21 protein-coding genes are annotated in these 22,971 nt (G+C 60.2%); 8 read left to right on the top strand and 13 right to left on the bottom strand.

The window, feature by feature from the left end; genetic code table 11:
* Window positions 1-256: 256 nt before the first annotated feature.
* Window positions 257-3,346, bottom strand: a complete 3,090-nt coding sequence (locus tag GH983_RS13970) for a DUF927 domain-containing protein (protein WP_194842719.1) — start codon at window positions 3,344-3,346, stop codon at window positions 257-259.
* Window positions 3,347-3,643: 297 nt separating this feature from the next.
* Window positions 3,644-4,084 (bottom strand): hypothetical protein, encoded by a 441-nt coding sequence (locus GH983_RS13965; RefSeq protein WP_153762708.1) that lies wholly within the window; start codon window positions 4,082-4,084, stop codon window positions 3,644-3,646.
* Window positions 4,085-4,379: 295 nt separating this feature from the next.
* Between GH983_RS13965 and GH983_RS13960 the strand changes: the two genes are divergently transcribed.
* Genes GH983_RS13960 through GH983_RS13945 form a run of 4 tightly spaced genes read left to right on the top strand, consistent with a single transcriptional unit; the run spans window position 4,380 to window position 5,425 of the window.
* Window positions 4,380-4,550: a ribbon-helix-helix protein, CopG family gene (locus tag GH983_RS13960; RefSeq protein ID WP_153762707.1), complete on the top strand. Its 171-nt coding sequence runs from the start codon at window positions 4,380-4,382 to the stop codon at window positions 4,548-4,550.
* Complete coding sequence (locus GH983_RS13955; protein ID WP_153762706.1) at window positions 4,547-4,762, top strand: hypothetical protein; 216 nt, start codon at window positions 4,547-4,549, stop codon at window positions 4,760-4,762. Before GH983_RS13960 ends, GH983_RS13955 begins: the two co-directional genes overlap by 4 nt.
* Before the next feature lies 1 nt (window position 4,763).
* A complete protein-coding gene (locus tag GH983_RS13950) occupies window positions 4,764-5,231 on the top strand; it encodes a hypothetical protein (RefSeq protein WP_153762705.1) in 468 nt (155 codons plus the stop codon).
* Complete coding sequence (locus GH983_RS13945) at window positions 5,228-5,425, top strand: hypothetical protein (RefSeq protein ID WP_153762704.1); 198 nt, start codon at window positions 5,228-5,230, stop codon at window positions 5,423-5,425. Before GH983_RS13950 ends, GH983_RS13945 begins: the two co-directional genes overlap by 4 nt.
* 133 nt (window positions 5,426-5,558) lie before the next feature.
* Here the strand turns inward: GH983_RS13945 and GH983_RS13940 are convergent, their stop codons facing one another.
* On the bottom strand, window positions 5,559-5,702 hold the full coding sequence (locus tag GH983_RS13940; protein WP_153762703.1) for a hypothetical protein: 144 nt from the start codon (window positions 5,700-5,702) through the stop codon (window positions 5,559-5,561).
* 500 nt (window positions 5,703-6,202) lie between these two features.
* Window positions 6,203-8,227: a methyl-accepting chemotaxis protein gene (locus GH983_RS13935; protein WP_153762702.1), complete on the bottom strand. Its 2,025-nt coding sequence runs from the start codon at window positions 8,225-8,227 to the stop codon at window positions 6,203-6,205.
* Between the two features lie 164 nt (window positions 8,228-8,391).
* Here GH983_RS13935 and GH983_RS13930 point away from each other — a divergent pair, with 164 nt between their 5' ends.
* Both GH983_RS13930 and GH983_RS13925 read left to right on the top strand, forming a co-directional pair.
* Window positions 8,392-8,973 (top strand): 5-formyltetrahydrofolate cyclo-ligase, encoded by a 582-nt coding sequence (locus GH983_RS13930; protein WP_153762701.1) that lies wholly within the window; start codon window positions 8,392-8,394, stop codon window positions 8,971-8,973.
* A gap of 10 nt (window positions 8,974-8,983) precedes the next feature.
* A complete protein-coding gene (locus GH983_RS13925) occupies window positions 8,984-9,808 on the top strand; it encodes a TIGR00282 family metallophosphoesterase (protein WP_153762700.1) in 825 nt (274 codons plus the stop codon).
* Between the two features lie 35 nt (window positions 9,809-9,843).
* Here GH983_RS13925 and GH983_RS13920 read toward each other — a convergent pair whose 3' ends face one another.
* Window positions 9,844-11,199, bottom strand: a complete 1,356-nt coding sequence (locus tag GH983_RS13920; protein WP_153762699.1) for a methyl-accepting chemotaxis protein — start codon at window positions 11,197-11,199, stop codon at window positions 9,844-9,846.
* Between the two features lie 225 nt (window positions 11,200-11,424).
* On the opposite strand from GH983_RS13920, the gene GH983_RS13915 reads away from it, so the two are divergent.
* The gene (locus GH983_RS13915) at window positions 11,425-12,267 is read left to right on the top strand and encodes an MBL fold metallo-hydrolase (protein ID WP_054148276.1); all 843 of its coding nucleotides are present in this window, start codon (window positions 11,425-11,427) and stop codon (window positions 12,265-12,267) included.
* A gap of 15 nt (window positions 12,268-12,282) precedes the next feature.
* On the opposite strand, the gene GH983_RS13910 is transcribed toward GH983_RS13915, so the two are convergent.
* Window positions 12,283-12,786 (bottom strand): pyridoxamine 5'-phosphate oxidase family protein, encoded by a 504-nt coding sequence (locus GH983_RS13910; protein WP_069043477.1) that lies wholly within the window; start codon window positions 12,784-12,786, stop codon window positions 12,283-12,285.
* A 147-nt stretch (window positions 12,787-12,933) separates the two neighbouring features.
* Here GH983_RS13910 and GH983_RS13905 point away from each other — a divergent pair, with 147 nt between their 5' ends.
* Complete coding sequence (locus tag GH983_RS13905) at window positions 12,934-13,680, top strand: YebC/PmpR family DNA-binding transcriptional regulator (RefSeq protein WP_054148278.1); 747 nt, start codon at window positions 12,934-12,936, stop codon at window positions 13,678-13,680.
* 81 nt (window positions 13,681-13,761) lie between these two features.
* Here the strand turns inward: GH983_RS13905 and glmM are convergent, their stop codons facing one another.
* From glmM to GH983_RS13870, 7 genes are all read right to left on the bottom strand, one after another.
* Window positions 13,762-15,117, bottom strand: coding sequence for a phosphoglucosamine mutase (glmM, locus tag GH983_RS13900; protein WP_054148279.1), 1,356 nt, complete (start codon window positions 15,115-15,117; stop codon window positions 13,762-13,764).
* Between the two features lie 249 nt (window positions 15,118-15,366).
* Window positions 15,367-17,298: an ATP-dependent zinc metalloprotease FtsH gene (gene ftsH, locus GH983_RS13895; protein ID WP_054148280.1), complete on the bottom strand. Its 1,932-nt coding sequence runs from the start codon at window positions 17,296-17,298 to the stop codon at window positions 15,367-15,369.
* A 120-nt stretch (window positions 17,299-17,418) separates the two neighbouring features.
* Window positions 17,419-18,744 carry a tRNA lysidine(34) synthetase TilS gene (gene tilS / locus GH983_RS13890; protein ID WP_153762698.1) on the bottom strand — a complete coding sequence of 442 codons (1,326 nt, stop codon included), beginning with the start codon at window positions 18,742-18,744 and terminating at the stop codon, window positions 17,419-17,421.
* Window positions 18,744-19,742, bottom strand: a complete 999-nt coding sequence (gene ybgF, locus GH983_RS13885) for a tol-pal system protein YbgF (RefSeq protein WP_054148282.1) — start codon at window positions 19,740-19,742, stop codon at window positions 18,744-18,746. The genes tilS and ybgF overlap by 1 nt, the downstream gene beginning before the upstream one ends.
* 162 nt (window positions 19,743-19,904) lie before the next feature.
* Window positions 19,905-20,444, bottom strand: coding sequence for a peptidoglycan-associated lipoprotein Pal (gene pal, locus GH983_RS13880; RefSeq protein WP_054148283.1), 540 nt, complete (start codon window positions 20,442-20,444; stop codon window positions 19,905-19,907).
* Window positions 20,445-20,609: 165 nt separating this feature from the next.
* Window positions 20,610-21,914: a Tol-Pal system beta propeller repeat protein TolB gene (gene tolB / locus GH983_RS13875; RefSeq protein WP_054148284.1), complete on the bottom strand. Its 1,305-nt coding sequence runs from the start codon at window positions 21,912-21,914 to the stop codon at window positions 20,610-20,612.
* A gap of 21 nt (window positions 21,915-21,935) precedes the next feature.
* A complete protein-coding gene (locus GH983_RS13870) occupies window positions 21,936-22,970 on the bottom strand; it encodes a cell envelope integrity protein TolA (protein ID WP_054148285.1) in 1,035 nt (344 codons plus the stop codon).
* Window position 22,971 lies beyond the last annotated feature (1 nt).

Below are 22,971 nucleotides of genomic sequence, written 5' to 3'. Positions count from 1 at the left end.
GGACTTTTAAAGAGAGATAGATACGCGACCCGTTCTCCGCCGATCTACACTCGACATGCCCCACGCTCTGGCGCCGCTGATGTTACCCTGTATCCAACCCCGTGAAAGAATCCACTTTTCCACTTTTTCAGCCTAAGTTTTTGAAATAAAACAATAAAACTTAGTGGATTTTGCGGTGGATTTGGGAGGCTCGAGTCCATACTTAAATTCACAAAATCCACGATATGAAAAGGGGCGTTTCCGCCCCTTCGCTTGCTCAGTCAGCCTTTTCGATGCCGTCACCCCGAAAGAATGCCTCAGCAATCCGATAGTGTGAGACCTGCGCACCATTATCCGGAATTGTCGGGTGAGTGTCGTTCTTGCCCTTGACCTGAAGCACCCCCGCCCATTTACCATCCGTCCGGTCAGACATCTTGACCGCTTTCAATGCAGCGACCAGTTCCCGCGCCTTGACCGTCCCGCCAGCCAGTTCCGCCAGTCGATCCTTCGGAATAAAGACTCGCCCGCCTGTAAGACCGGAGTCACGCCATGCGGTGGCCTTCCCATGCGCCGGGTCTTCAACAGTTGGCGCTACAGGATGAATCGACCTGTTCCATTCTTCGTTGACGGTTTCCCGCAACTTTCTAAGCGCCCGGTCAGTCGGCTTCTCGGCATCTGGGGTGTTCTCAGCCTTCAGGCGAGCGATAAGAGCGGAAACGTCTGTTTCATCATTCAGAAGTCCAGCCGCTTGCAGAAGCTCGCCAGCAAGTCGCAACAACCCAAAAATTAGGCCGTTCCGCTTTTCCAACGCCGTTGCCGTGTCCCCGGCGATCTCAGCCGCATAGGTCCGAACCCGCGTGCGCAATTCGTCTGGATCACCATTACCTGCCAACCATTCGGCAAAGGCAGGACCGTAATGTCCGAAATGGTCATTGCGAGCGGCAAGTACACTCAAGATGTCTTCGTCAACGTCTTTCTCGGTGCTAACGTCAATGTCAGCAACACGGGCATTGACGCCCCCGGCAACCTTGCCACCACCGGACTCGATCTTTTGCAAAAGGCCGGTTTCGCCGGTCAGCGCGTAGAACGACCGCCAATTCCGACGTTCTCTTTCCGTGCCATCGGGACGCAGGCGGCTCTTCCCTTCACCTTGCGCAAGTGTGAAAAGCAATTGTTGAACGCCGCGTCCATCGTCCAGATGCTGCAATTCATCAATGAACACCCCCGTTCCATTGCCACGCTGAGCGATGACTTCGAAGCTGTTGGAGGTTCCAGACAGGGAGGCCACGATTGCATCATGACCTTTCCCTTCCGGATCGCCCCACGCGGACGCACCAATGCGCAGGGCGGTCGTTTTGCCCTTTGATGTGGCTCCGGTTAAAGCCACACCACAAGAATCGAGTTTCAAGAAACTTACAAGGCACCCCGCCACACCAATCATGGGTGCGATCTGCCAATGCGCAACGCCAGATCGCAAGGCATCGTTCATAACCGTTATAGACCCTTCAAGCGTGCCGCGTGTCGAATTAGTGCGAGCGTTCTCCAGAATGACTTCCGTGTCTTCTTTGCTGGCGATCATCCGTCCGTCCGGCGTCACGAACCCGCCACCCTGCCAACCTGGCATTCGAGCAAATAGGATGGTGTTTTCCGGCTGGAGGGCGTTCAGCAGGGCGTCAAACTTCTGGTTCTCGCCAGTGGCAATCCAGAGACCGGCGCTCGCCAGCATTCGGCGAATAACTTTAGAATCTGCCGCCAGGTCACCGAAAGCAATGCGCTCTTGCTTTAACCGGCCTTCGGGGTCTGCAAACTGAATGACAAGACTCCAATCCCGCCCGTCTTCTGTTCTGGCACGGCCCTTGACATCAAATGACGAACACACCGGTACGAAAACGGGTTTGTCGCCGTCCTGCTTGAAATAACCGACAAGGCCCTCGTGCTGATCCTTCCCAGCGGCGTAACCGCGAGGTAGGGAACGGCGCGGGTGCTCCTCGACAAACCTGCGGGCTGCTTCAATTTGGGCATCGAGATAACCGCCTGCAATCGTATAGCGGCGTCGGGCCTCATCGGTTTCACCACGGGCGATCAGGTCCTCAACATGGTCGCTGATTGCATGCCGGATTTTGTCCGCGTCCGCGTTGTGACCGTCCTTCTGCCTGTAGAAATAGGCAATTAGGATAGAGTTGATGGGATCATTGAAGCCGTTACCTCCATGTTCCGTTTCACCGATGGAAGACAGGTCAAGATTCGAGCTAGGCGCTTTCTTACTGCTGGTCGCTGCTTCGACCCCTGCCTTTTCGGGATTATTTTTCGGCTCCTTTGCGGTGATCTTTGACGCGCCTTGGATTGCGTCGATCCATTCAGGCGGCAAATCCGCCAAACCTACATCGGCAGGCGAGCGGCCTTTTGCCCACCGGTAATGGTTGCCAGAATGGTGAAGCGATGGCGGTGCAATGATCTGCCCATTCTCACCGCGAATGTCGATATTGTCTCCTAGCACCTTGGCGGAATTGCGTAGGTCAGCGCCTTCAGGCCAGCGGAACAGCAGGTGTTTACCGCCACCCCCGGTGATGGATTCGACGGTAACAGGAACCGAGCCAAGCTTCTTCTCCAGTTCGACGAATGCCGCGATCCCGGTTGCACCATCTAGGTCGATGACGAGCACTCCAGTCCGGGAGCCGGTAACAATGCTGACGTTGGTCTTTCCTTGCTGATTGCCATACTGTTCAAACCAGTACTCGACCATGCGTGGATCGTTGGACGCCTCTTTCTGCCAGCCTTGGCCCTTTGGCATTTTGCCGCCCTTGAGCGGCACCGGCATTTCTGTAGGCAAACCTTTCGCCTCAAGGTCCTTAGCCTTCTTTACCGCGCCATACTGACTCGAGCAAAAGCCGTCTTCCTGCATGCAATGTGCGGGATGCACGAACAGGCCACGCCCAGCATATTCGCACATTGCCTCATAAACCGCCTTGCTGTGATCGGTCTTGATTTTTCCCCTGAGTCCCTTGTTGGACATGGCTCGGATACCTTCAGCCGAAAGCTCACGCGGCGGAAGCGGAGGGGCGCGGCTTTCCCCGGTGCGATCGTCTCGCACCTGTTCGCGACCGTCGTCGGCCTTGACCAAACTCAACGTCACCCCGGCGACATCATTGTCATTCGCCACGACGCGGCAAATATGCGGGTCATACCCAGGTTGCTGCCGCATCTCATGCAGCTCTTCAGGGTCGTGGTAGTAGTGTATTGAAAGGCTTTTCTTATTCCGCTTGGTCGTCCCCGATCTCGCAGCCTGAACAATATTGCTAAAAAACTGCGCTGCAAATTGCGCCTTCTCCTCAGGCGTCAACAATGAGGAAAGCTTCAATCTTGTCATTTTCATTCCTTCGTGGGTTAGGGTGATCGTAAAGCTGCAAGCGGGCGCTAATGTATATTCCTGCCGTGACTGCAGTTTTCTTACAGTTTCACGGAAGGCTTCTGTGATCCGTCGCAGTCAACAGCGCTGCGGCGGATCTTCTTTCGGGCGGTAGCCGGAATATATAGTTGTCACCGGCCTCGGTATGCTCTATATAGAGCATATCTGTACTCCAAAATTCGAACGAATGATGGAGGGTCGTGACGCTAGATACTTTACGGCGACGAGTCAACGTGCTCGCGCAGCAAATTTTATGCCTCAGCCAATTTCGAAAATTCGATTGAACCGCTGCAGCTTCAGCCTGGCTAGCTTGCCTTGCTCATCAAGATTGGGTCGGGAAAAGGGAACCCCTGCATAGAGGGTTGCATGCGATGTGCCTTTGAGAGGTCCGCGCGCGTAGGTTTCCGGTAGCCAGAAATTCAAACGTTCGCCGTCATCCATAATCTGGCTGAAAGAGGGGAGGGTCTCATGTCGCCTGGGGCTGTTGGGACGTATGTCGTCAGAGAGTACGACGGCGAGAACCTCTCCGTTTGCGCCCGTCATTTTGATCGCGGCGCCGTCCATCACAAGCGTGTCGAGGTTCTCAAAGGTAACGGCGCGACCGTCTTCGGTCATGATCTCAATTCCGCTCCGGATGGCGGGTGCTAGCACTTCGCGGATGTTTGCTAGGTGTTCGAGGTGGTTGGGGTGCTTTTGCACGATGTGTCTCCTGTAGAAATGGTCTTGCCTCCTTTCGGGTAGGGTGCGTTGAACAGCCCATTATACCACAGAAATCCGTGAAGTACGGTGGCTCACGTAAAAAATAGGAAAAGATTCATTCTTCGGCCGATTTCCGTTTTTATGAAGCTAAAGCAAATGTATAGGCGAAATTCTCAGGCGAGTTTGGTGGTGTCTCTCCGCTGCGCAGTGAGCCGTTATAGGAATTTATTGACAAAATTAGTTGTAGCTGGCATGATACGTCCATCGATCAAACAAAAAGACTGCGAACAATTCGATGCGCGTTCCCAACAATGGCCGACAGGTCAGCTTCACAATCTCCGTCTCCCCCGATGTGGTCGAAGAGCTTGATAGCGTGGCGAGCCTCTGTGGCTTGCCGCGCTCGACACTCATTCGTCACATCATCAAGGGCTGGCTCTCCACGCTCCCTCAGAGGGCCGGTTCATGAATATCATCAGCAGGGAAGACGCTGACACCGTGATGCGCTTCTTCAAGGCTCACCGACAGGCAGAGCGGCTTGAACGGAAGGCTTCTGAGAAGTCTCTGAGCCGACACGAGACCGAAGCCTACATCGCAGCTTTAGAACTTCGCCAGGCTCTTCGCGGGGCGGTAATCGAAATCAACTCACGTCCGCCAATCGCGGCTATCTATCGGAGCTAACATGAACTTGAACACGACATTCGTCCAATCACTCGCCAGCACGCAGCAGCTCACCATCGGGAGGGTATGGGATCGGTACCGTCTTCTCTCCGCCAAGCCGGTTAGGACGCCCAGGGAATTGCAGGAGCTGAAAGAAGCTACAGCATTCCTGAAGCCATACTCCGATGAACCAGCAGGCCTTGCTGAACCCGTACCGAGCCGACGCGCTGAGCGCGACGACAAGGTAGCGAGTGACAATCGTGGCATCGTTCTCAACACCCAAAAGATCAAGGCGGCAAATCTCCCTGGTGCACGCGAGCTAGCTTTGCATCGCGATAGCGCGGCGCTGGGGCGCCTTCTGTCCAAGCCGGAGGCATCGCTGTCGGTCGGCGAGCGCCATGAGCTGAAGAATTTGAAGGCTCGCCTGTCAAACTACGTTGGCATGATCGGCTATGCTGCAACAGACGCAGACTTCAAGGTGGCGGCATGAGCGCGCTCGTCACAGACAGATTTACCGTTCATGGAGACATCGTCACTGATCCGGATGAGTGGGCTGCACAGTGCTTGCTGGCAGACCGCGCGACGTCAGGCACTGTCGCTGAGATGGTTGCCGCCCAACAGCGGCGCGATGCCGATGAGCGTCGCAACAGCTTTCAAGTTTTGGATATGTGGGCTGCTGACTAGCCCATCACAGAAACCGGTGTGGGGACCCCCTTCGACAGTGTCGCTGCCCACACCGGCTCTACCTGTTCAGCGGCATAGCCGCTTGCATCCGCGACGTGGCGACGAGGTTAGTTGTCGCGGATGCACCCCATCCTCATGCTGCTTTCGCCAGCAGCGCTAGCATTGCCCTCACATATTGGTCCCATTCTTCAATCGTAGATTCACTGGGCTCACGTTCCACGGACTGCGCAAGGTTGCTTGCCAAGGCGATGAGTTGGGCGTGATCGTGTTCTGACATGAGGTCCTCCATCTGGGTTGATGGGCCGAGGTCATCACAAAAACTCTAGGGAGTCATGGCAAGAGATTCTGACCAGACGTCAGGATATCTGACAATTAGGTCTGATCGACTCATACCGAGAGATCTGCCACGCGCCTGGACGAGAAGAACCGTCAGCTTGGCGATTTTGATCATATTAGCATTTCTATTCTTACTCGGGCGAGAGGTGCCGACGGGCGGGAACTCGTGCGAGTGGAGGCCGCTGAATTTCACCTGCTTGAAGTTCAGGGAACGTCTTGAATGGGGCTTGAAATTGTCACACCATGTGCGATACCTGGTGTCGAAATTGTTTCTGAGTTGCAATAAAATCAATGGTTTGTGCCCACCTACGTTTGTAGGCACCCAGGATCGTAAATCTCCATCGGTTGCCGTGGATCGCACCTTCCTCTTCTGATCAGACATGATGCAAAAAGCCGCCGCGATCACTCGCGACGGCTTTTCTTTTTGATCGGTTCCTGGGATCAGAATTCTTCCCAGTTGTCCTGCGAGGTGGCGGCCGCCGTGCTGCCGCCACCGAAGGCCTTGGCGAGGTTGCCGACCATGCGGCGAGCCGGGGAGGCTACTGGGCGCGTCTCGGCCTGAGCCGCGGCCGGGCGTGCTGCGGGACGGGCCGTTGGTGTTGGTGCAGTGTAGCTCGGCGCGGGAGCGCGGTTCGAGGAGGCTGCGCCGCCTGCGACACGGAACTGCGCGACGAAACTCGCCAGATTGCGGGCGCTGTCGGCCAGACGGTGGGTCACGGCGGTCGCCTCTTCCACCATGGCGGCGTTCTTCTGGGTGAACTGGTCCATGTGGTTGACCGAGCCATTGATCTCGTTCAACGCGGTGGACTGCTCACGGGCAGCCGAGGCGATCGACGTGATGTGGTCGTTGATAACGGCCACCTGGTTGGAGATCTCGGAGAGTGCCGAGCCGGTCTGCTGGACCAGCGACACGCCGCCGGCGACGGCTTCACCCGACTTGTTGATCAGCGCCTTGATGTCCTTGGCCGCATTGGCCGAACGCTGGGCGAGTTCACGGACTTCCTGGGCGACGACGGCAAAGCCCTTGCCGGCTTCACCGGCGCGCGCTGCCTCGACGCCGGCATTAAGCGCCAAGAGGTTGGTCTGGAAGGCGATTTCGTCGATGACGTTGATGATCTTCGAAATCTCGCTCGACGCCTGCTCGATGCGGCTCATGGCCTCGATTGCGTTGGACACGACCTTGCTGGAGTTCTCCGTGCTCTGGCGCGCCTTGGTCGCCATGGTTGCAGCTTCGTCTGCCTTGGCCGACGAGCCACGCACGGTCGATGTGATCTCCTCAAGGGCGGCGGATGTCTCTTCCAGAGAGGCAGCCTGCTGTTCGGTGCGTTTCGACAGGTCGTCGGTCGCGGAGCGCATCTCGGCCGAGCTTGCCTCTATGCCCGAGGTTTCGTCGCGGATTTCGGCAAGCGTGCTGCTAAGCTTCTCGACAGAGGCGTTGAAGTCGACGCGCAGACGGTCGAGGTTTCCAGTGAAGGCGCGATCGATGCGAACAGTCAGGTCGCCGTCGCTCAGGCGGTTCAGTCCGTCGGCGAGGGCATCAACGGCTTCCTGAACGAGACGCGCGTCTTCGGCCTTGGCGCGCTCACTCTCGGCACGTTCCTGATCTCCTTGGGCTGCTGCTTCAGCCGCGCGGCGCTCGACCTCAATTTTCTGGATCGCGCTTTCACGGAAGACGTTGATTGCACGCGCAAGTGCGCCGACCTCATTCTTCAGGTCCTGATCCGGCACCTCGGTTTCGAGCTGGCCGGAGGCGAGACGGTCTGCAACGGCCGTCAGGCGCGGCAGGGAGCCAATGATGCGACGGACGAGAAGGGTGATCAGCGTTGCGGCGATCAGAAGCACGATCAGCGCAGTTGTGCCGATCGCATAGGTCATCTCGGTTGCGATGCTGTTGATGTCGGCCTTGCGCACGCCGGCATAGAGAATGCCAAGCACATCTCCGGCCGGCGAGAAGATCGGCTGGTAAATCGTGTAGTATGGCGTCTCAAGGATGACGGCTTCGCCGCGATAGATCTCGCCCTTGACGGAATAGGGATAGACAGCCCCGGTCTGGCCGAGTGCGGTGCCGACGGCGCGGTTGCCATCCGGCTTGATGATGTTGGTGGTGCGGCGCCAGAAGTCCTTGCTTTCGGCATCCCATGCAAAGATCGTGGCCGTCTGGCCGGTCATGCGGCCGATGACGTCGATCATGCCGTGCTCGGTGAATTCAGCCGGAATGGCTTCCATGACGATGCGCTGGACATTGCCGTCTGCGGCCCATGTCACGGTCGTGCCGGGCAGATCCCGTTCGATGATCGTGGCCGCCGTGCGAAGACTTGCATCCTGGCCGGAAATTGCCTGCTGCTGGATGCGGGTTTCGATGCTGCCGGAGATGACCCATGCCACGGCTCCGAGCGCCGCGATCAGGATCAGGACCGTCGTGGCGGTGATTGTTTTCGTGATGCCGAAGCGCGAAAAGATCTGCATTGGGAATGGCCTTTGGTCGTTGACTTGGACGTAAGTCTAAGCGCTTTGAGTTAATCCTTGGTTTTTTAGGGGTTTTCGAAACAGGCTTGACCAAGCGCAAAAACACGATTTTCTGTTGGGCTGCCTCCCCAAATCTGGTGTGGCTGGAAGAAAAGAGCCTTGTGATGGTAGAAAAGCGGGAGTTGAAGGCCGAGATCCGGAAGGCGCGGCTGGCGGTCCGGGACGCGATCCCGGCGGAGATGAGACTGGAGCACAGTCTTGCCATGGCGGAACTTGCGGGAGACGATCTGTCGCTGGAGCCTGGCCTTGTGATCTCCGGCTTCTTCCCGATCCGATCCGAGGCGGATATTCGCCCGCTGATGGCGCGGCTGAAGGCCCGGGGTGCGCGGCTCTGCCTGCCTGTCGTTCTCGACAAGGAGACGATTGTCTTCCGCGAACTCGCAGCCGGCGCGGAGCTCGTCGATACCGGTTTTGGCACCCGTGGGCCAGGCCCGGAAGCTGCGGTGCTCGATCCCGATCTGCTTCTGGTACCTCTGTCGGCATTCGATGCCGGGGGCAACCGGATCGGCTATGGTGCGGGTCATTATGACAGGGCGATCGCCCGTCTCAGGGAAAAAGGCCGGCATCCGCGGCTGATCGGCATTGCATTCGACTGTCAGGAGGTGGCAGAAGTGCCCTATGAGGCCCATGACGTCCGGCTGGAAGCCGTGCTGACCGAGAGCGGCCTTAGAAGATTCATGGAGTGATTGGACGAAAATGCGACTTCTGTTCCTCGGAGACATGGTGGGCAAGACCGGACGTACGGCTGTATGGGAGCGGTTGCCGGGCCTGATCTCCGACCTGAAGCTCGATTTCGTTATCGTCAACGGCGAGAACGCCGCCGGTGGCTTCGGCATCACCGAGGACATCTATCTCGAGACGATCAATGCCGGTGCCGATGTGGTGACCACCGGCAACCATGTCTGGGACCAGAAGGAGGCCGTGTCGTTCTGCACCCGGCACGATCAGTTCCTGCGCCCGGCCAACTATCCCGCCGGCACGCCGGGCAAGGGTTCCGGCCTTTTCTACGCGCGCAACGGTGCGCGCGTGCTCGTCGCCAACATCATGGGTCGGGTGTTCATGCATCCCGAGCTCGACGATCCCTTCAAGTCCGCCGAGACGATCCTGGCTGCCTGCCCGCTGAAGGAGCAGGCAGACGTCATCGTCTTCGATTTCCATGCCGAAGCGACCAGCGAGAAGCAGTGCTTCGGACATTTCGTTGATGGCCGTGCGAGCTTTGTCGTCGGCACCCACACTCATGTGCCGACCGCCGACCACCAGATCCTGAACGGTGGTACGGCCTATATGTCGGATGCCGGCATGTGCGGTGATTATGACTCCTCGCTCGGCATGGAGAAGGAAGAGCCGCTCAATCGTTTCATCTCGAAGATGCCCAAGGGCCGCTTCGAGGCGGCAAGCGGCCCCGCTACGATCTGTGGCGTGGGTGTCGAGATCTCCGACAGCACGGGGCTTGCCGAAAAGATTGCGCCACTCCGGCTCGGGCCGCGGCTCGCCGAGACGATCCCGCCCTTCTGGGCCTGACGGCGGGATCGAGTGTCATGATGGCAACGGGGTCATCAATGGCGCGACGTCTTGCGCTCCAACCTTCCCAGCTTCTGCAAGACTTCGCTGGATGCGACCTCGACGCATTGCAACTGCTTTAGCGCCGAACCGATGTCACCAGCGTTGTAGCAGCGGACGGCTTCCAGTCCGTGCTCGTGCACCCGGCAATGTGGTTCGTCCAGCGAAAGGAAGTCGCTGTCCTGGCCAAGGTGCGTCGTGCGTGCGCCGAGATACCATTTGCCGAGGCGGCAGTTCTTGTGGTCGGCCAGTTCCCGAGGATCGAGCCTGTCGCGGCCCACCATCATGTTGGCCAGGCGCCGTTTCCAGATCACATGGTCCGATTGCGCCAGCAGAACGACCTTGCCGGGGATGTCTTCCTCGGCCAGAACCTTCAGCCGCCTGTCGAGGCCGGCCTGGGCACTGGCGATCGCATCCATGACCCGGCCGAGTTGGCGGGTCGCGTCGCCGGCGCTCGTGGCGATATGGGTAATCCCGTTTGCCACGCTCGAAGAGGCCGCCTTCTGCTCGACGAGACCGCTTGCGATCTGGGCTGCGCTGTCGGCGCTCTCGTTGACCTGGCGCAGGGCATCCGCGAGCCGGGTTGAAAGCTTGTCGAGGGCAGTCGTGCCGGCACTTGCAGAGCTTCGGCTGACGGACATCGCCTCGTTCATCGAGGTCAGGCCCTGCTCAAGATCCATAACGATCTTGGAAATCTCCGTTGTCGCATTGGCCGTGCGGTCGGAAAGGGCCTTCACTTCCGAAGCGACGACGGCAAAACCGCGCCCAGCCTCGCCGGCGCGTGCCGCTTCGACGGCCGCATTGATTGCGAGCATATTGGTCTGGGACGCGATCTTCTTGATGTTGGCAGCGATCTCGGAGATGCGCGAACCCAGGGTATGGATCGAGGCGATCCGGTCGGAGGCATCGCCGAGAGCCCGGTTGATGCCCTCCATGGTCGTGCGTGTGTCCATGGCCGACTGCCGAGCCTCGTCACAGGCGGCGCCCGCGCGTCGCGTGCCGCCAGAAATCTCTTCGCCGTGACGGGCGATCTCATCCACCGTTGCCGCCATTTCTTCGGCCGCTGCGGCAATGTCATGCGTGCGGTGGTCGACCTGCTTCAGATCGTAAAGCAGATTGGCCGACATGGTGGCCGTTTCGTTGACGTTGACCGAGATCTCGACAACGTCCTTCAGTTGAGCGCCCGACCGTTCCTGGCAGCGCGCAATCAGGCGCGCGATGGCGCGATCCAGTGGGTCCGAGCCGGACGGCAGTTTGCTGAAATCCTCGTTGAGGGCTGCTTCTATACAATCCAGTAGGGCATAGCCGGTGGTCTGGGTGTCGTGGTCGAATAAGGCTTGCGCCGCCGGCATGGGATGTCCTCTCCAGATGTCTGTCGCAGGATGCAGGCCCCGCTTGGGTGCGAAGATTGACCAGCAGCGCTTAAGGATCGATTAAGTCTCTCGCCTCGGAACAGGGTTCTTTCTGCGCCTGCGATAACGGCAAATTGACAAGCGCTGCTCGGTCTTGTGCCTTTACCCAAGGGATAAGCTGCCTCATGCTCCCATTTCTGATCTGGATGGGATGCAGGGAGCGGCATGATGCTGAGACTGGTGTTGTCCACGATGGTGCTCTCGGCTTTGGCCGGTGGTGCCTTGGCGCAAGAGGCACAGCGACCGCAGGTCAGCCAGTGCCAATTGATCGCCGAGAAAATTCCCAAGGTTCAGTACGCCAACTTCACGCCTTCATCCTCCGGTGCTCCCGCATTGACGCTGGCGCAGGTGCAGGAAGACGTGGTCATCACCTTCGTCGGCCATTCGACTTTCCAGATCGACACGCCAGCCGGCATCTCGATTGCCACCGATTTCAACGGCTGGCTTCGCACGTCGCGCACGCCTGACGTGGTAACGATGAACAAGGCGCATTCGAGCCACTATACCCTCAACCCGGATCCGGCGATCGGGGCTGTCCTGCAAGGCTGGAACGAAGCCCAGCCGGGCGAACCCATCGAGCATCGCCTGGTCGTTGGCGATGCCTATGTCCGAAACGTGCCGACGGACATCAGAAGCTGGGGCGGCACCATGGAGTCGAACGGCAACTCGATTTTTATCATCGAAGTCGCCGGCCTCTGCATTGGCCATCTCGGGCATCTGCATCACGAATTGACCGACACCCATTACGGCGAGATCGGCCGACTTGATATCGTCATGGTGCCGGTGGATGGGGGGCTGACGCTCGGGGCCGACAGCATGAGCCGGATCGTGCAGCGTCTGCGCTCCGCAGTGATCTTGCCCATGCATCGTCGTGGTCCGCCGATCGAGACTTTCCTGTCGATGTTCGACGATGGTTTCGATACGCAGATCTCGGAGAATCGCGGCTTCACGGTGTCCATGCGGACATTGCCGAAGAAGCCGCTGATCTTGGTCTTGCAGGGGGTTTAGGACCCCCTATGGGCCTCAGGCGAAGCGCACCTCGCGGTGCACGCCGACGTCAGGCAGTTTATCGTCACTCATGTTCGCCTTGGCGATTTCCCAGCCGAACTTCAGCGAGCTGTTGGTGGACGCCCAGATCTCGCCGTCGTCCAGCTTGAGTTCCAGAAGCGTCAGCGTCGGATCGGACTTTCCACCCTCGTACCAGGCAGCAACGACCGAGTTCCAGTATTCGTCGATCTTCACCGGATCCTTGTTCTCGACCAACGTGCCTGCGAGGCAGGCGTGATAGTCATGATCCTTGCCAACGACGCAGAAGTGAGCGCGGCTGCCGGGACGCATGGCCTGCACAAGATGGCTATCGGTCTTGGTGAAGAACCAGATGGCGTTACGCTTGCGGTCCGCATTCGGGGCCATCGGCTGCATGTGCATGTTGCCACCCATCAGGCCAAGCATGCCGGCATGGACATTGTCGATTTCATCCCAAAGCTGTTCGACGGGATTTTCGCGGGCTTCGCTGAAACTTGCCATGTTCTATCTCCTTGTCGTGTGTGCTCACAGCAACGAGTTGGGCAAGCACTTGTTCCGGCTTTTTGAACCGCTGTAGCGGCCTTGAAACAGCTGGCTTTCGCCCTTATAAGGCGGCCATTCCCACAAACAGACCTGATCAGGGGTGCCATGGCTGGCCATTCACAGTTCAAAAACATCATGCACCGCAAGGGCAAGCAGGACGGTATCCGTTCGAAGATGTTCTCCAAGCTTGCGCGCGAAATCACCGTTGCCGCAAAGACCGGTCTGCCCGACCCTGCGATGAATGCCGCACTTCGCCTCGCCGTGCAGAACGCCAAGGCGCAGTCGATGCCGAAGGACAACATCGAGCGCGCCATCAAGAAGGCGTCCGGTGCCGATGCCGAGACCTATGACGCGATCCGCTATGAAGGCTATGGCCCTGGCGGCGTTGCCGTCATCGTCGAGACTCTGACCGACAACCGCAACCGCACGGCCTCCGTCGTTCGCTCGACCTTCTCCAAGGCAGGTGGTGCACTCGGCGAAACCGGTTCGGTGTCCTTCTCCTTCGACCATGTCGGCGAAATCACCTACAAAGCCTCCGTCGGCGATGCCGACAAGGTGATGGAAGCGGCGATCGAAGCTGGTGCCGAAGACGTGGTGTCGGATGAAGACGGGCATACGATCTACTGCGCCTTCGAAGACATGAACGAAGTGTCCAAGGCGCTCGAAGCCGTGCTCGGTGGCGCGGAAACCGTCAAGGCAATCTGGAAGCCGCAGAACACGATCGAAGTCGATGAAGAAAAGGCGACCTCGCTGATGAAGCTCATCGACACACTCGAAGACGATGACGATGTGCAGAACGTCTATTCGAACTTCGAAGTCTCCGACGAAGTCATGGCGAAACTCTCGGCCTGATCGTCTGGACCGATCGAGACAAACAAAAGCCCGGCTGTATCGCAGCCGGGCTTTTTTGCAATTCAGGGTCCCTGCATCGGCTCAGGCAGCGGCGCTGCGGACGCTTGCGATGACGTCGACGAGTTCGTTGACGATGCGCTCGACCTGGGCGCGGTCGTCGCCTTCAGCCATCACGCGGATCAACGGCTCGGTGCCCGAGGGGCGGATGACCAGACGACCGGATTTGGCAAGCTCTGCCTCCGCGTCAGCGATGGCCTGCTTGACGACGGCGTCTTCCAAGGGCTTGCCGCCGGAGAAGCGGACATTGCGCAGGAGCTGCGGTACAGGCTCGAATCGGTGGCAGAGTTCGCTGACCGTCTTGCCGGTGCGCTTGACCGCTGCCAGGATCTGCAGGGCAGCCACAAGGCCGTCGCCGGTCGTGCCGTGGTCGGCCAGCACGATATGGCCGGACTGTTCGCCGCCAACGTTGAAGTCGTGGTTGCGCATGTGCTCGACGACATAGCGGTCGCCGACCTTGGTGCGGGCAAGCGTCAGGCCCTTGTCGCCGAGGAAGCGTTCCAGGCCGAGGTTCGACATTACGGTCGCGACGATGCCGCCGCCACGCAGCAGCCCGTCCTGCGCCCAGGTTTCGGCAACGACCGCCATCAGCTGATCGCCGTCAATGACGGTGCCGTTTTCGTCGACGATGATGACGCGGTCGGCGTCGCCATCGAGTGCGATACCGATGTCGGCGCGGGTTTCATGGACCTTCTTCTGCAGGGCGTCCGGATGGGTCGAGCCGCATTCCAGGTTGATATTCGTGCCGTTCGGCTCGTCGCCGATGGTGACAACGTCAGCACCGAGCTCCCAGAGGGCTGCGGGCGCTACCTTGTAGGCGGCGCCGTTGGCACAGTCGATGGCAACGCGCAGACCGTGCAGCGTCACGTCGCGGGGCAGGGTGCGCTTGGCGAATTCAACGTAGCGGTCATGCACGCCGTCGATGCGCTTCGCACGGCCGATGTCGTTGGGGGCTGCGAGCTGGCCATAGAGGTCCTTCTCGAGCAGTTCCTCGATCTGCTGCTCAAGCTCGTCCGACAGCTTGTAGCCGTCGGGGCCGAAGAGCTTGATGCCATTGTCGGCGAAGGGATTGTGCGAGGCGGAGATCATCACGCCGAGGTCGCAGCGCAGCGAGCGCGTCAGCATGGCGACGGCGGGCGTCGGGATCGGGCCGAGAACGAAAGCATCGAGGCCGGCTGCCGTGAAACCCGCGACCATGGCGTTTTCCAGCATGTAGCCGGAGAGGCGCGTATCCTTGCCGATCACCACCCGGTGGCGGTGTCCGCCGCGGCGGAAGATCGTGCCGGCGGCAATGCCGACACGCATGGCGAGGTCGGGTGTCATGGGGAAGCGGTTGGAGAGGCCGCGAATACCGTCCGTGCCGAAGTAACGACGTGTCATCAAGTGTTCCTTCAAGTCCATTTCGCTGGCGGTCGCTGCACGTGATCAGCACAGGCGATCGTGCAGGGGCCCGCGGTTGGCTGCTCATGCCATAGAACGCGACGAAGAACACGTAAAATAGCGCTAAAGCTCATTACATGCCGTTACTGCCGGAAGGGTCATCCACCGGATTTTGCGGCCAAGGTCCGTTGCTTACAAAAAAGGCCACCCGGTCGGGGGTGGCCTTTGGCTGTTTGTGGAGGCTCGTAATCAGTGCGGCTGCGGTTCCAGCCCGCCTTCCGGTTCGCCACCCTTCGGCGCGTCCTTGCGGCCGGTCGAGGGAACGGCGGAGCCACGGCTCGGTGTGCTGTCGTCACCGCTGTCGCGGGACGGCTTTTCACCGCGGATGAGGGCCTTGATCTCTTCGCCCGAGAGCGTCTCGTATTCGAGCAGGCCTTCGGCGATCGCTACGAATGCATCGTGGTGGTCGGTCAGGATGCGGCGGGCCTCGGTATAGGCTTCGTCGATCAGGCGACGCACTTCCATGTCGATCTTCTGAGCGGTCGATTCCGAGACGTTCTTCGACTGCGAGACCGAATGACCAAGGAAGACTTCCTGCTGGTTCTCACCATAGGCGACCTGGCCGAGGACATCCGAGAAGCCCCACTGGGTGACCATGGCGCGGGCCAGCTTGGTTGCCTGCTCGATGTCGGAGGAGGCGCCCGAAGTGATGTTCTCCTTGCCGAAGGTCAGTTCTTCAGCGACGCGGCCACCCATCATGATGACGAGGCGCGAGACCATCCATTTGTAGCTCATCGAGTAGCGGTCGCCCTCGGGGAGCTGCATGACCATGCCGAGAGCACGGCCGCGCGGGATGATGGTCGCCTTGTGAAGTGGGTCGGCTGCCGGTACCTGCAGAGCGGTAATGGCGTGGCCGGCTTCATGATAGGCAGTCAGCTTCTTTTCGGCTTCGGTCATGGCGGAGGAGCGACGTTCCGCGCCCATCATGATCTTGTCCTTGGCGTCTTCGAATTCCGACATGGTGACGACGCGCTTGTTGCGGCGGGCGGCCATCAGGGCGGCTTCGTTGACGAGGTTCATCAGATCCGCACCGGAGAAGCCGGGCGTACCACGTGCAAGAACCTTTAGGTCGACATTCGGGGCCAGCGGCACGTTGCGTGCGTGCACCTTGAGGATGCGCTCCCGGCCGATGATGTCAGGGTTCGGCACGACAACCTGACGGTCGAAACGGCCCGGACGCAGAAGAGCAGGGTCGAGAACGTCGGGACGGTTGGTCGCTGCGATCAGGATGATGCCTTCGTTGGCTTCAAAGCCGTCCATCTCGACCAGAAGCTGGTTCAGCGTCTGCTCGCGTTCGTCGTTACCACCGCCGAGACCGGCGCCACGATGGCGACCGACGGCGTCGATTTCGTCGATGAAGATGATGCAGGGCGCATTCTTCTTGGCCTGTTCGAACATGTCGCGGACGCGGCTTGCGCCGACGCCGACGAACATTTCGACGAAGTCAGAACCGGAAATGGTGAAGAAGGGGACGTTGGCTTCGCCGGCAACCGAGCGGGCGAGCAGCGTCTTACCCGTGCCCGGAGGGCCTACGAGCAGCACGCCGCGCGGGATCTTGCCGCCGAGACGCTGGAACTTCTGCGGGTCACGCAGGAATTCTACAATTTCTTCCAGGTCCTGCTTGGCTTCGTCAACGCCAGCCACGTCATCAAAGGTGACGCGGCCATGCGCTTCGGTGAGCAGCTTCGCCTTGGACTTGCCGAAGCCCATGGCACCGCGGGAGCCACCCTGCATCTGACGCATGAAGAAGAGCCAGACGCCGAGAATCAGCAGCATGGGGAGAAGCGTGCCGATATAGCTCAGGAAACCGGAGGAGCCGTCCGTTTCGGGGCGGGCCACGATCATGACGTTCTTGGCTTCCAGCTTGGTCAACAGGTTGTCGTCGACCACGGGTGCGTAGGTCTGGAACGCCGTTCCAGACTCGACATACTTGCCCAGAACGCGGTTGCCAGTGACCGTCACTTCACGCACGCGCCCCGCATCCACCTCGCGGAGGAACTGCGAGTAGGGAACCTCGCTGGAGGCCGTCTGCGACGGCGAGGTCTGGAACATGCTGAAGAGCGCGATCAGCAACAGTGCGATAATCGCCCAGAGCGCGAAATTGCGAAAATTTGGGTTCATTGAACTCCCCGAACCTGTGGTGCGGGACGAAGCCCCGCAGAATTACTCTCTAACATAGGATCGCGCCGCATCCTTGCCAAGGCAAACGGGGCGTCGCAGATCGTTTTCCGTCAATAAGTCTTAAATCGGACATGCGGGGCTCGGATCCACGCCTATCAACGTGGCAATCATGTCGGCCAATGGCTGGTCAAAACAGGGCATGAAGTCGCCATAGAGCGAGAGCCGCGGGGTTGCCGTCACTGCGGCGCCCCCAGTATGTCGAACCTCTTTGTTTTCAATGATTTGTGGTGCGTTTTCCTGCAGTGCAGAGCGGATCGAACCGGGTAAGGTGCGATCGATTGTGGGTGCCGGACCGCCCGTAACCGTGATCTCGCTGTCGCTCGAATTCACGATTGTGTAGCGGCCGTCCCAGATGCTGGTCGCACCGGGCGCAAGCGACAGCGGCAAAAGACCGCGCCTTTCGCGCACGAGATGGAGCCGGTCGCGTCGTCGAATGACCAGGGTACCCGACAGGGTCAGGCGAAAATCCGAGCCGTCGTCCAGTTTGAGGCTGAGCCGCGCGAGGCTGTCGGCACCGGGACGATGCGGCTTACCACCCAGCACGGCTACGAGTGCGCCGAGGGCATGATCGCGGATCCCTTTCTCCAAATGTCTGGAGGCATCCAGCGACACGCTCACCAGCATTGCGGGGCCAGCAGTCGCATGGCGCTTCAGCCAGTCTGCCGCTTTTGCCGAAAGCGATGTTCTTTGTCCGACGGCAGCGTCGATCGTTGCGGCATCGAGTGTCTGAGCCGCGCGCCGGGTCCGGACCCGCTCGTAGCGGGGGTCGTCATTGCTCGGGTCATCGATCCAGCTCCGGCCATCGGCCTCGAGACAATTGCGGATCGCTGTGCGGCGGGTGCGCAGAAGCGGACGGAGGATCCAGAGGTGGCCGGCGTAAAGCGTGGCCGGCGCCATGCCGCTAAGACCGAGGACTGAGTCTGCGGAGCGATCCAAGCGCATGGCCACGGTCTCGATCTGATCATCCAGCGTATGGCCGGTGACGATCGCGTCCGCTTTGAGGATGTCTGCTGCATGGGCGAGCAACCGATAACGCGCTTCGCGCGCTGCTGCGGAGAGGCCGCTCTTGGGTTTCTCGCCGGACCAGCGCTCGATCCGATGCGGGATGCCGAGTTCTCGGCAGAGTTCCGAGACCTCGCCGGCCTCGTCGGCAGCTTCCGGCCTCAGGCCATGATCAATCGTTGCGGCGGAGAGTGTGTGGCGGTGGGGATAGGTCTGCCCGTCGATCGCGCGCTTCAGGAACAAGAGAAGTCCGAGCGAATCGCTGCCACCGGATACGGCAACGAGAAGGCGCATGGGACGGTTGAGCGAGACGAGAAATTCTTGGATCGCGGCTTCGGGCATAAGTTCGGGGAGTGAAGATCCTGCCGCGAGCGGGGCGCTCATCAGCAGCCGAGGCGTTTCTGCTCGCTCGCAACCTTGGAGACGACAGCGCGAGAAGCCTTGGGGTAACGCTTGGAGACTTCACGCAGCGTTGCGCAGGCTGTCTCGTTATTGTCGAGGGCGGCGAGCGACATGCCGAGCTTCAGCAGCATCTCAGGCGCCTTGGGCGAGGTGTTGTAGGTCTGATGGGCGTTGAGGAAGGTCTTGGCCGCTTCGTTGTAATTGCCCTGAGAATAGAGCGCTTCACCGAGCCAGAAATTGGCATCAGCGATTCTCGCGCTGCTCGGATAGGCCGCGATGAAATCGCGGAACTCGCTTTCGGCCAGCGAATAGTCGCCTGACAGCACATGGGCATAGGCAATCTGGTAGACGTCGCTCTCGGAATTGAGCGAGGCGGTCTGCTGCGGCGCGGACTGCGGCGTCGCCGAGGGTGCCGTGACGCCGGTATCGACGCCGGGCAGGGCGGTGGAGCTGTTGTTCAATGCATCCTGATTGAGCGTGGCCGTTACGGGCATTCCGTTTTCGTCGAGCGCAATGGAGCCCAGCGTCTGTTCGCCGGGTGCCGTGCCTGGCGACTGGCCGAGACCGGAAGCGTCGGCGGTTACGCCGACGTCCGGGGTTTCGGTGATGATTTCAGCAACCGAATCCTGCTGTCCGTCGCCGTTCGCAGGACGGGTCAGCGAGCCGCTCTTCTTTTCGAGATCCTGGAAGCGGAATTCGTTGTCTTCCTGCTGCTTGCGGATGGCTTCCTGCATTTGCAGAAGCTGGAAGGTCATTTCCTCGATCCGCCCGTTCAGGGCACGGATTTCTTCCTCAAGCTGCTGGACACGCAAAGTCGGATCCGTCGCCTGAGCGAACTGGACTTCGGCCTTCGGCGTATGCCCGGGCGCAGCTTTCTGGCCGAGCTGGACATTCGGAAACAGCTGAAATGCGTTTGCAGTTCCGCTCAGTCCCGTCAGCGAGGCCGTCGCAAGCAGAGCGGCCATCACAAGTTTGTTCATGTTCCTTCTTCCTGTTTTCGCGACGAATTGCGCCGAACCAGCGCCGACAGGAGTTTTCCCAATTGCCTGCAAAAAGCAACCAAGTTCGGCCAAAGTATGGAGAAATGTAAAAGGCGGCCCAAGGGCCGCCTTCAAGCTCTGGTGATGCCGGTGTGAACCGGATCACATGCCGGCGCCACCCAGAACGGTGACGGCGCGGCGGTTTTGCGACCAGCAGGAAATGTCGTCGCAAACCGCGACCGGACGTTCCTTGCCGTAGGAAATGGTCTTCAGGCGCTGAGCTGGAACGCCACGCTGTGCGAGGTAGTCGCGGGTCGCCGCTGCACGGCGGGCACCGAGTGCGAGGTTGTATTCGCGCGTGCCGCGCTCGTCGGCGTGACCTTCGATCGTGATTGCGTAGTTCGGATAACGCTGCAGCCACTGTGCCTGACGATCGAGCGTCTGGGCGGCATCGGCGCGGATGGCGGTCGAGTCGGTGTCGAAGAAGATGCGGTCGCCAACGTTGACGGTGAAGTCCTGGGCAGAGCCCGGGGTGGCGGCGCCAGCGCCACCGGCGCCGAGGCCAAGTTCGCCGGCGCTGTTCGGCAGGTTCTTCTTGTTGGCGCAGCCGGCAAGAGCGAGGGCCACGGCAAATGCGACCATGGCCGGATTGGTTGCCATCTTCTGCAGGCGGCTCTTGGCCGGGGAATGAATGCGGCTCATCGCCGGTCTCCTTGAATTCTCTGTTAGGGTTGCCGGAGCATAACCAATCGCGGTTAACCGGCTTCCAACAATTATGGTGAACGAAGCGTTAATTCTCGTCAGAAACAGTGCAATTGCAGGGCCTTTGAGGCGAGAAAGAGGCGCAAATGCGCCTCTTTCCAGTCACTATTCCATCAGCGGCGACCAGGCCGGGTCGGAGGCGAAGGATGGCGTCTTCACCAATTGCTCGTTGTAGCCCGTAAGGTCGATCGAGTAGAGCTGCGGTCCACCGGCGCCAGCGTTCTGGCGGAAGAACATCAGCACGCGGCCGTTCGGTGCCCAGGTCGGGCCTTCGTTGTGGAAGCCCGTGGTCAGGATGCGCTCGCCGGAACCGTCGGTCTTCATGACGCCGATCGAGAACTTGCCGCCGGACTGCTTGGTGAAGGCGATCAGATCGCCACGGGGCGACCAGACCGGTGTCGAGTAGGAACCGTCACCGAAGGAAATGCGGCGCTGGCCGGAGCCGTCGGCACCCATGACATAAAGTTGCTGGCGGCCGCCACGGTCGCTTTCGAAGACGATCTGGCTTCCGTCAGGCGAATAGGACGGCGATGTGTCAATCGCGGCCGTATTCGTCAGGCGTGTCGTGGTGCGCGAGCGCAGGTCCATCGTGTAGATGTTGGCGTTGCCGTCCTGCTGCAGGCTCATGATGACCCGCTGGCCATCGGGAGAGAAGCGTGGCGCAAAGGTCATGCCGGGGAAATTGCCGACCACTTCGCGGGCGCCTGTTTCCAGCTGCAGGAGATAGACGCGCGGCTGCTGGCCTTCGAACGACATGTAGGTGATTTCCTGGCGGCTCGGCGAGAAGCGCGGCGTCAGGACGATGTCGTTGCTGTTGGTCAGCATGCGGATGTTCTCGCCGTCCTGGTCCATGATGGCCAGCTGGCGCTTGCGGTCGGTCTTCGGGCCGCTTTCCGAGACGAAGACGACACGGGTGTCGAAATAGCCCTTTTCGCCGGTGATGCGCTCATAGATCGCGTCGGCGATCATGTGGGCGACACGGCGCCAGTTCTTCGGATCGGTGAAGAACTGCTGGCCGGTCATCTGCTGGCCACCGAAGGTATCCCAGAGGCGGAATTCGGCGCGCAGGCGGCCATCGGGCTCACGCACGATGCGGCCGACAACCAGGGCCTCGGCCTTCAGGGCTGTCCAGTCGGGAAAGCGCGGTGCCTGGTCAGGGTTCTGGATCCGCTCGATGAAAGCGGCACGGTTGACCGGGGCGAAGAGGCCCGAGCGCTTCAAGTCGGCTTCCACGACCGCAGAGATCTGCGCGCCGATGCCGTCTGCCGAGATGAAGTCGGTGATGGCGATCGGCAGCGGCTGGACGTTGCCGCGGTTGATGTTGATTTCAACGGCTGCGTTTGCAGGCGCCACGAAGGCAGATGCCATGCCGGCACAGACCAGCAGAATTCGGAGGAGGAGAGTTTTCATGCTTATCAAGCCTTTCAGCTCTTACATCAGTTCGCTGGGGTCGAAATTGACGACAACTTCAGACCAAGCGTCGTATTTGTCCGGGGGCAGATTGGTGAAGGGGGCGGACTTGCGCACGGCGCGCACGGCGCCGCTCATGAGGACCTGCTGGGCCGAGGGCGAGCCGCCAGTGGCAGTCGCCTCGGGTTCGCCGATCAGGGCGCCATTCTGGTCGAGGCGGAAGGTGACGCGGACGCGCACGTCGGCGGCATCCGCCATGCCCGGCGTGATCAGCCAGTTGTCCTGGATGACGCCACGCAGCGCGTCCAGTTCGCTCTGGCTCAGTTTCGAGCCGCCGGTATCGGTGCGGCCGCCGAGTGCTTCCTGATCGGTGGAGCGTTTCGCACCACCGCCGGCAGCATCCGTCTTGTTGAGAAGGGCTGCCACTTCGTCGGCGTTGAAGTCGCTTTCCATCTGCGGTTTGGATTTCGCCGTTTCCTGCGCCTTGGTGTCCTGCTTGGCATCAGGCTTGGGCGCCGGCTTCTTTTCCGCCGGCTTGGCGATCTCGGGCTTTGGACGCGCAGCCGGGATCGGCGCCTGCTCGGGCAGGGGGATCTCTTCGGCTACAGCTTCTTCCGCGGGTTGGGGCTCAGTGGGCTGGGGTTCCGGCTCCGGCGGCGGGGCCGTATCTTCCTTAACCACTTCCTTCACCTCGTTCGCCTTTGGATCAGGCGTCGGCGCCGGTGTCTCGACCTTCTTCGGCGCGGCCGCGACTTCTTGTTCGACCGGACGCTTGGAGGGGGTGGGTGGTGATTTCAGATCGACGTCGTTGTCACCGATATTTTCGGCGGGCTCGGCAATCGCCGGCTTCTGGGTCGGCACGGGTGCGGATTTCTCCGCCAGCGGCGCGTCTGTCGAACCCTTCTGGATCTGGGTGAACTCCTCGATCGGAACGATATCGACCGGGAGCGTTTCCATGGGGGCAAATTCGAGTTTTGCGGGCGAGCCGAGGCTCACCAGCGCCGCCGAGAGCGCCAGAGTGTGCAGAAGCGAGGATGTGAAGAGGCTGCCCTTCATG

The sequence above is a fragment of the Agrobacterium sp. MA01 genome (assembly GCF_009650195.1).
Lineage (GTDB): Bacteria > Pseudomonadota > Alphaproteobacteria > Rhizobiales > Rhizobiaceae > Allorhizobium.
The sequence above is the reverse complement of the archived record's forward strand: the minus strand, read 5'-3'. Positions and strand labels throughout refer to the sequence as shown.

Bases quoted from the DNA above. Each gene is read 5' to 3' on its own strand.
- GH983_RS13945 (WP_153762704.1), top strand. From the start codon at position 5,228: ATGAGCGCGCTCGTCACAGACAGATTTACCGTTCATGGAGACATCGTC.
- GH983_RS13935 (WP_153762702.1), bottom strand. From the start codon at position 8,227: ATGCAGATCTTTTCGCGCTTCGGCATCACGAAAACAATCACCGCCACG.
- GH983_RS13925 (WP_153762700.1), top strand. From the start codon at position 8,984: ATGCGACTTCTGTTCCTCGGAGACATGGTGGGCAAGACCGGACGTACG.
- GH983_RS13930 (WP_153762701.1), top strand. From the start codon at position 8,392: ATGGTAGAAAAGCGGGAGTTGAAGGCCGAGATCCGGAAGGCGCGGCTG.
- glmM (WP_054148279.1), bottom strand. From the start codon at position 15,117: ATGACACGTCGTTACTTCGGCACGGACGGTATTCGCGGCCTCTCCAAC.
- GH983_RS13915 (WP_054148276.1), top strand. From the start codon at position 11,425: ATGATGCTGAGACTGGTGTTGTCCACGATGGTGCTCTCGGCTTTGGCC.
- GH983_RS13905 (WP_054148278.1), top strand. From the start codon at position 12,934: ATGGCTGGCCATTCACAGTTCAAAAACATCATGCACCGCAAGGGCAAG.
- GH983_RS13940 (WP_153762703.1), bottom strand. From the start codon at position 5,702: ATGTCAGAACACGATCACGCCCAACTCATCGCCTTGGCAAGCAACCTT.
- GH983_RS13955 (WP_153762706.1), top strand. From the start codon at position 4,547: ATGAATATCATCAGCAGGGAAGACGCTGACACCGTGATGCGCTTCTTC.
- GH983_RS13950 (WP_153762705.1), top strand. From the start codon at position 4,764: ATGAACTTGAACACGACATTCGTCCAATCACTCGCCAGCACGCAGCAG.
- GH983_RS13960 (WP_153762707.1), top strand. From the start codon at position 4,380: ATGCGCGTTCCCAACAATGGCCGACAGGTCAGCTTCACAATCTCCGTC.
- tilS (WP_153762698.1), bottom strand. From the start codon at position 18,744: ATGAGCGCCCCGCTCGCGGCAGGATCTTCACTCCCCGAACTTATGCCC.
- GH983_RS13870 (WP_054148285.1), bottom strand. From the start codon at position 22,970: ATGAAGGGCAGCCTCTTCACATCCTCGCTTCTGCACACTCTGGCGCTC.
- GH983_RS13920 (WP_153762699.1), bottom strand. From the start codon at position 11,199: ATGCCGGCGGCGCAAGCCTTATTCGACCACGACACCCAGACCACCGGC.
- pal (WP_054148283.1), bottom strand. From the start codon at position 20,444: ATGAGCCGCATTCATTCCCCGGCCAAGAGCCGCCTGCAGAAGATGGCA.
- GH983_RS13970 (WP_194842719.1), bottom strand. From the start codon at position 3,346: ATGACAAGATTGAAGCTTTCCTCATTGTTGACGCCTGAGGAGAAGGCG.
- ftsH (WP_054148280.1), bottom strand. From the start codon at position 17,298: ATGAACCCAAATTTTCGCAATTTCGCGCTCTGGGCGATTATCGCACTG.
- GH983_RS13910 (WP_069043477.1), bottom strand. From the start codon at position 12,786: ATGGCAAGTTTCAGCGAAGCCCGCGAAAATCCCGTCGAACAGCTTTGG.
- ybgF (WP_054148282.1), bottom strand. From the start codon at position 19,742: ATGAACAAACTTGTGATGGCCGCTCTGCTTGCGACGGCCTCGCTGACG.
- tolB (WP_054148284.1), bottom strand. From the start codon at position 21,914: ATGAAAACTCTCCTCCTCCGAATTCTGCTGGTCTGTGCCGGCATGGCA.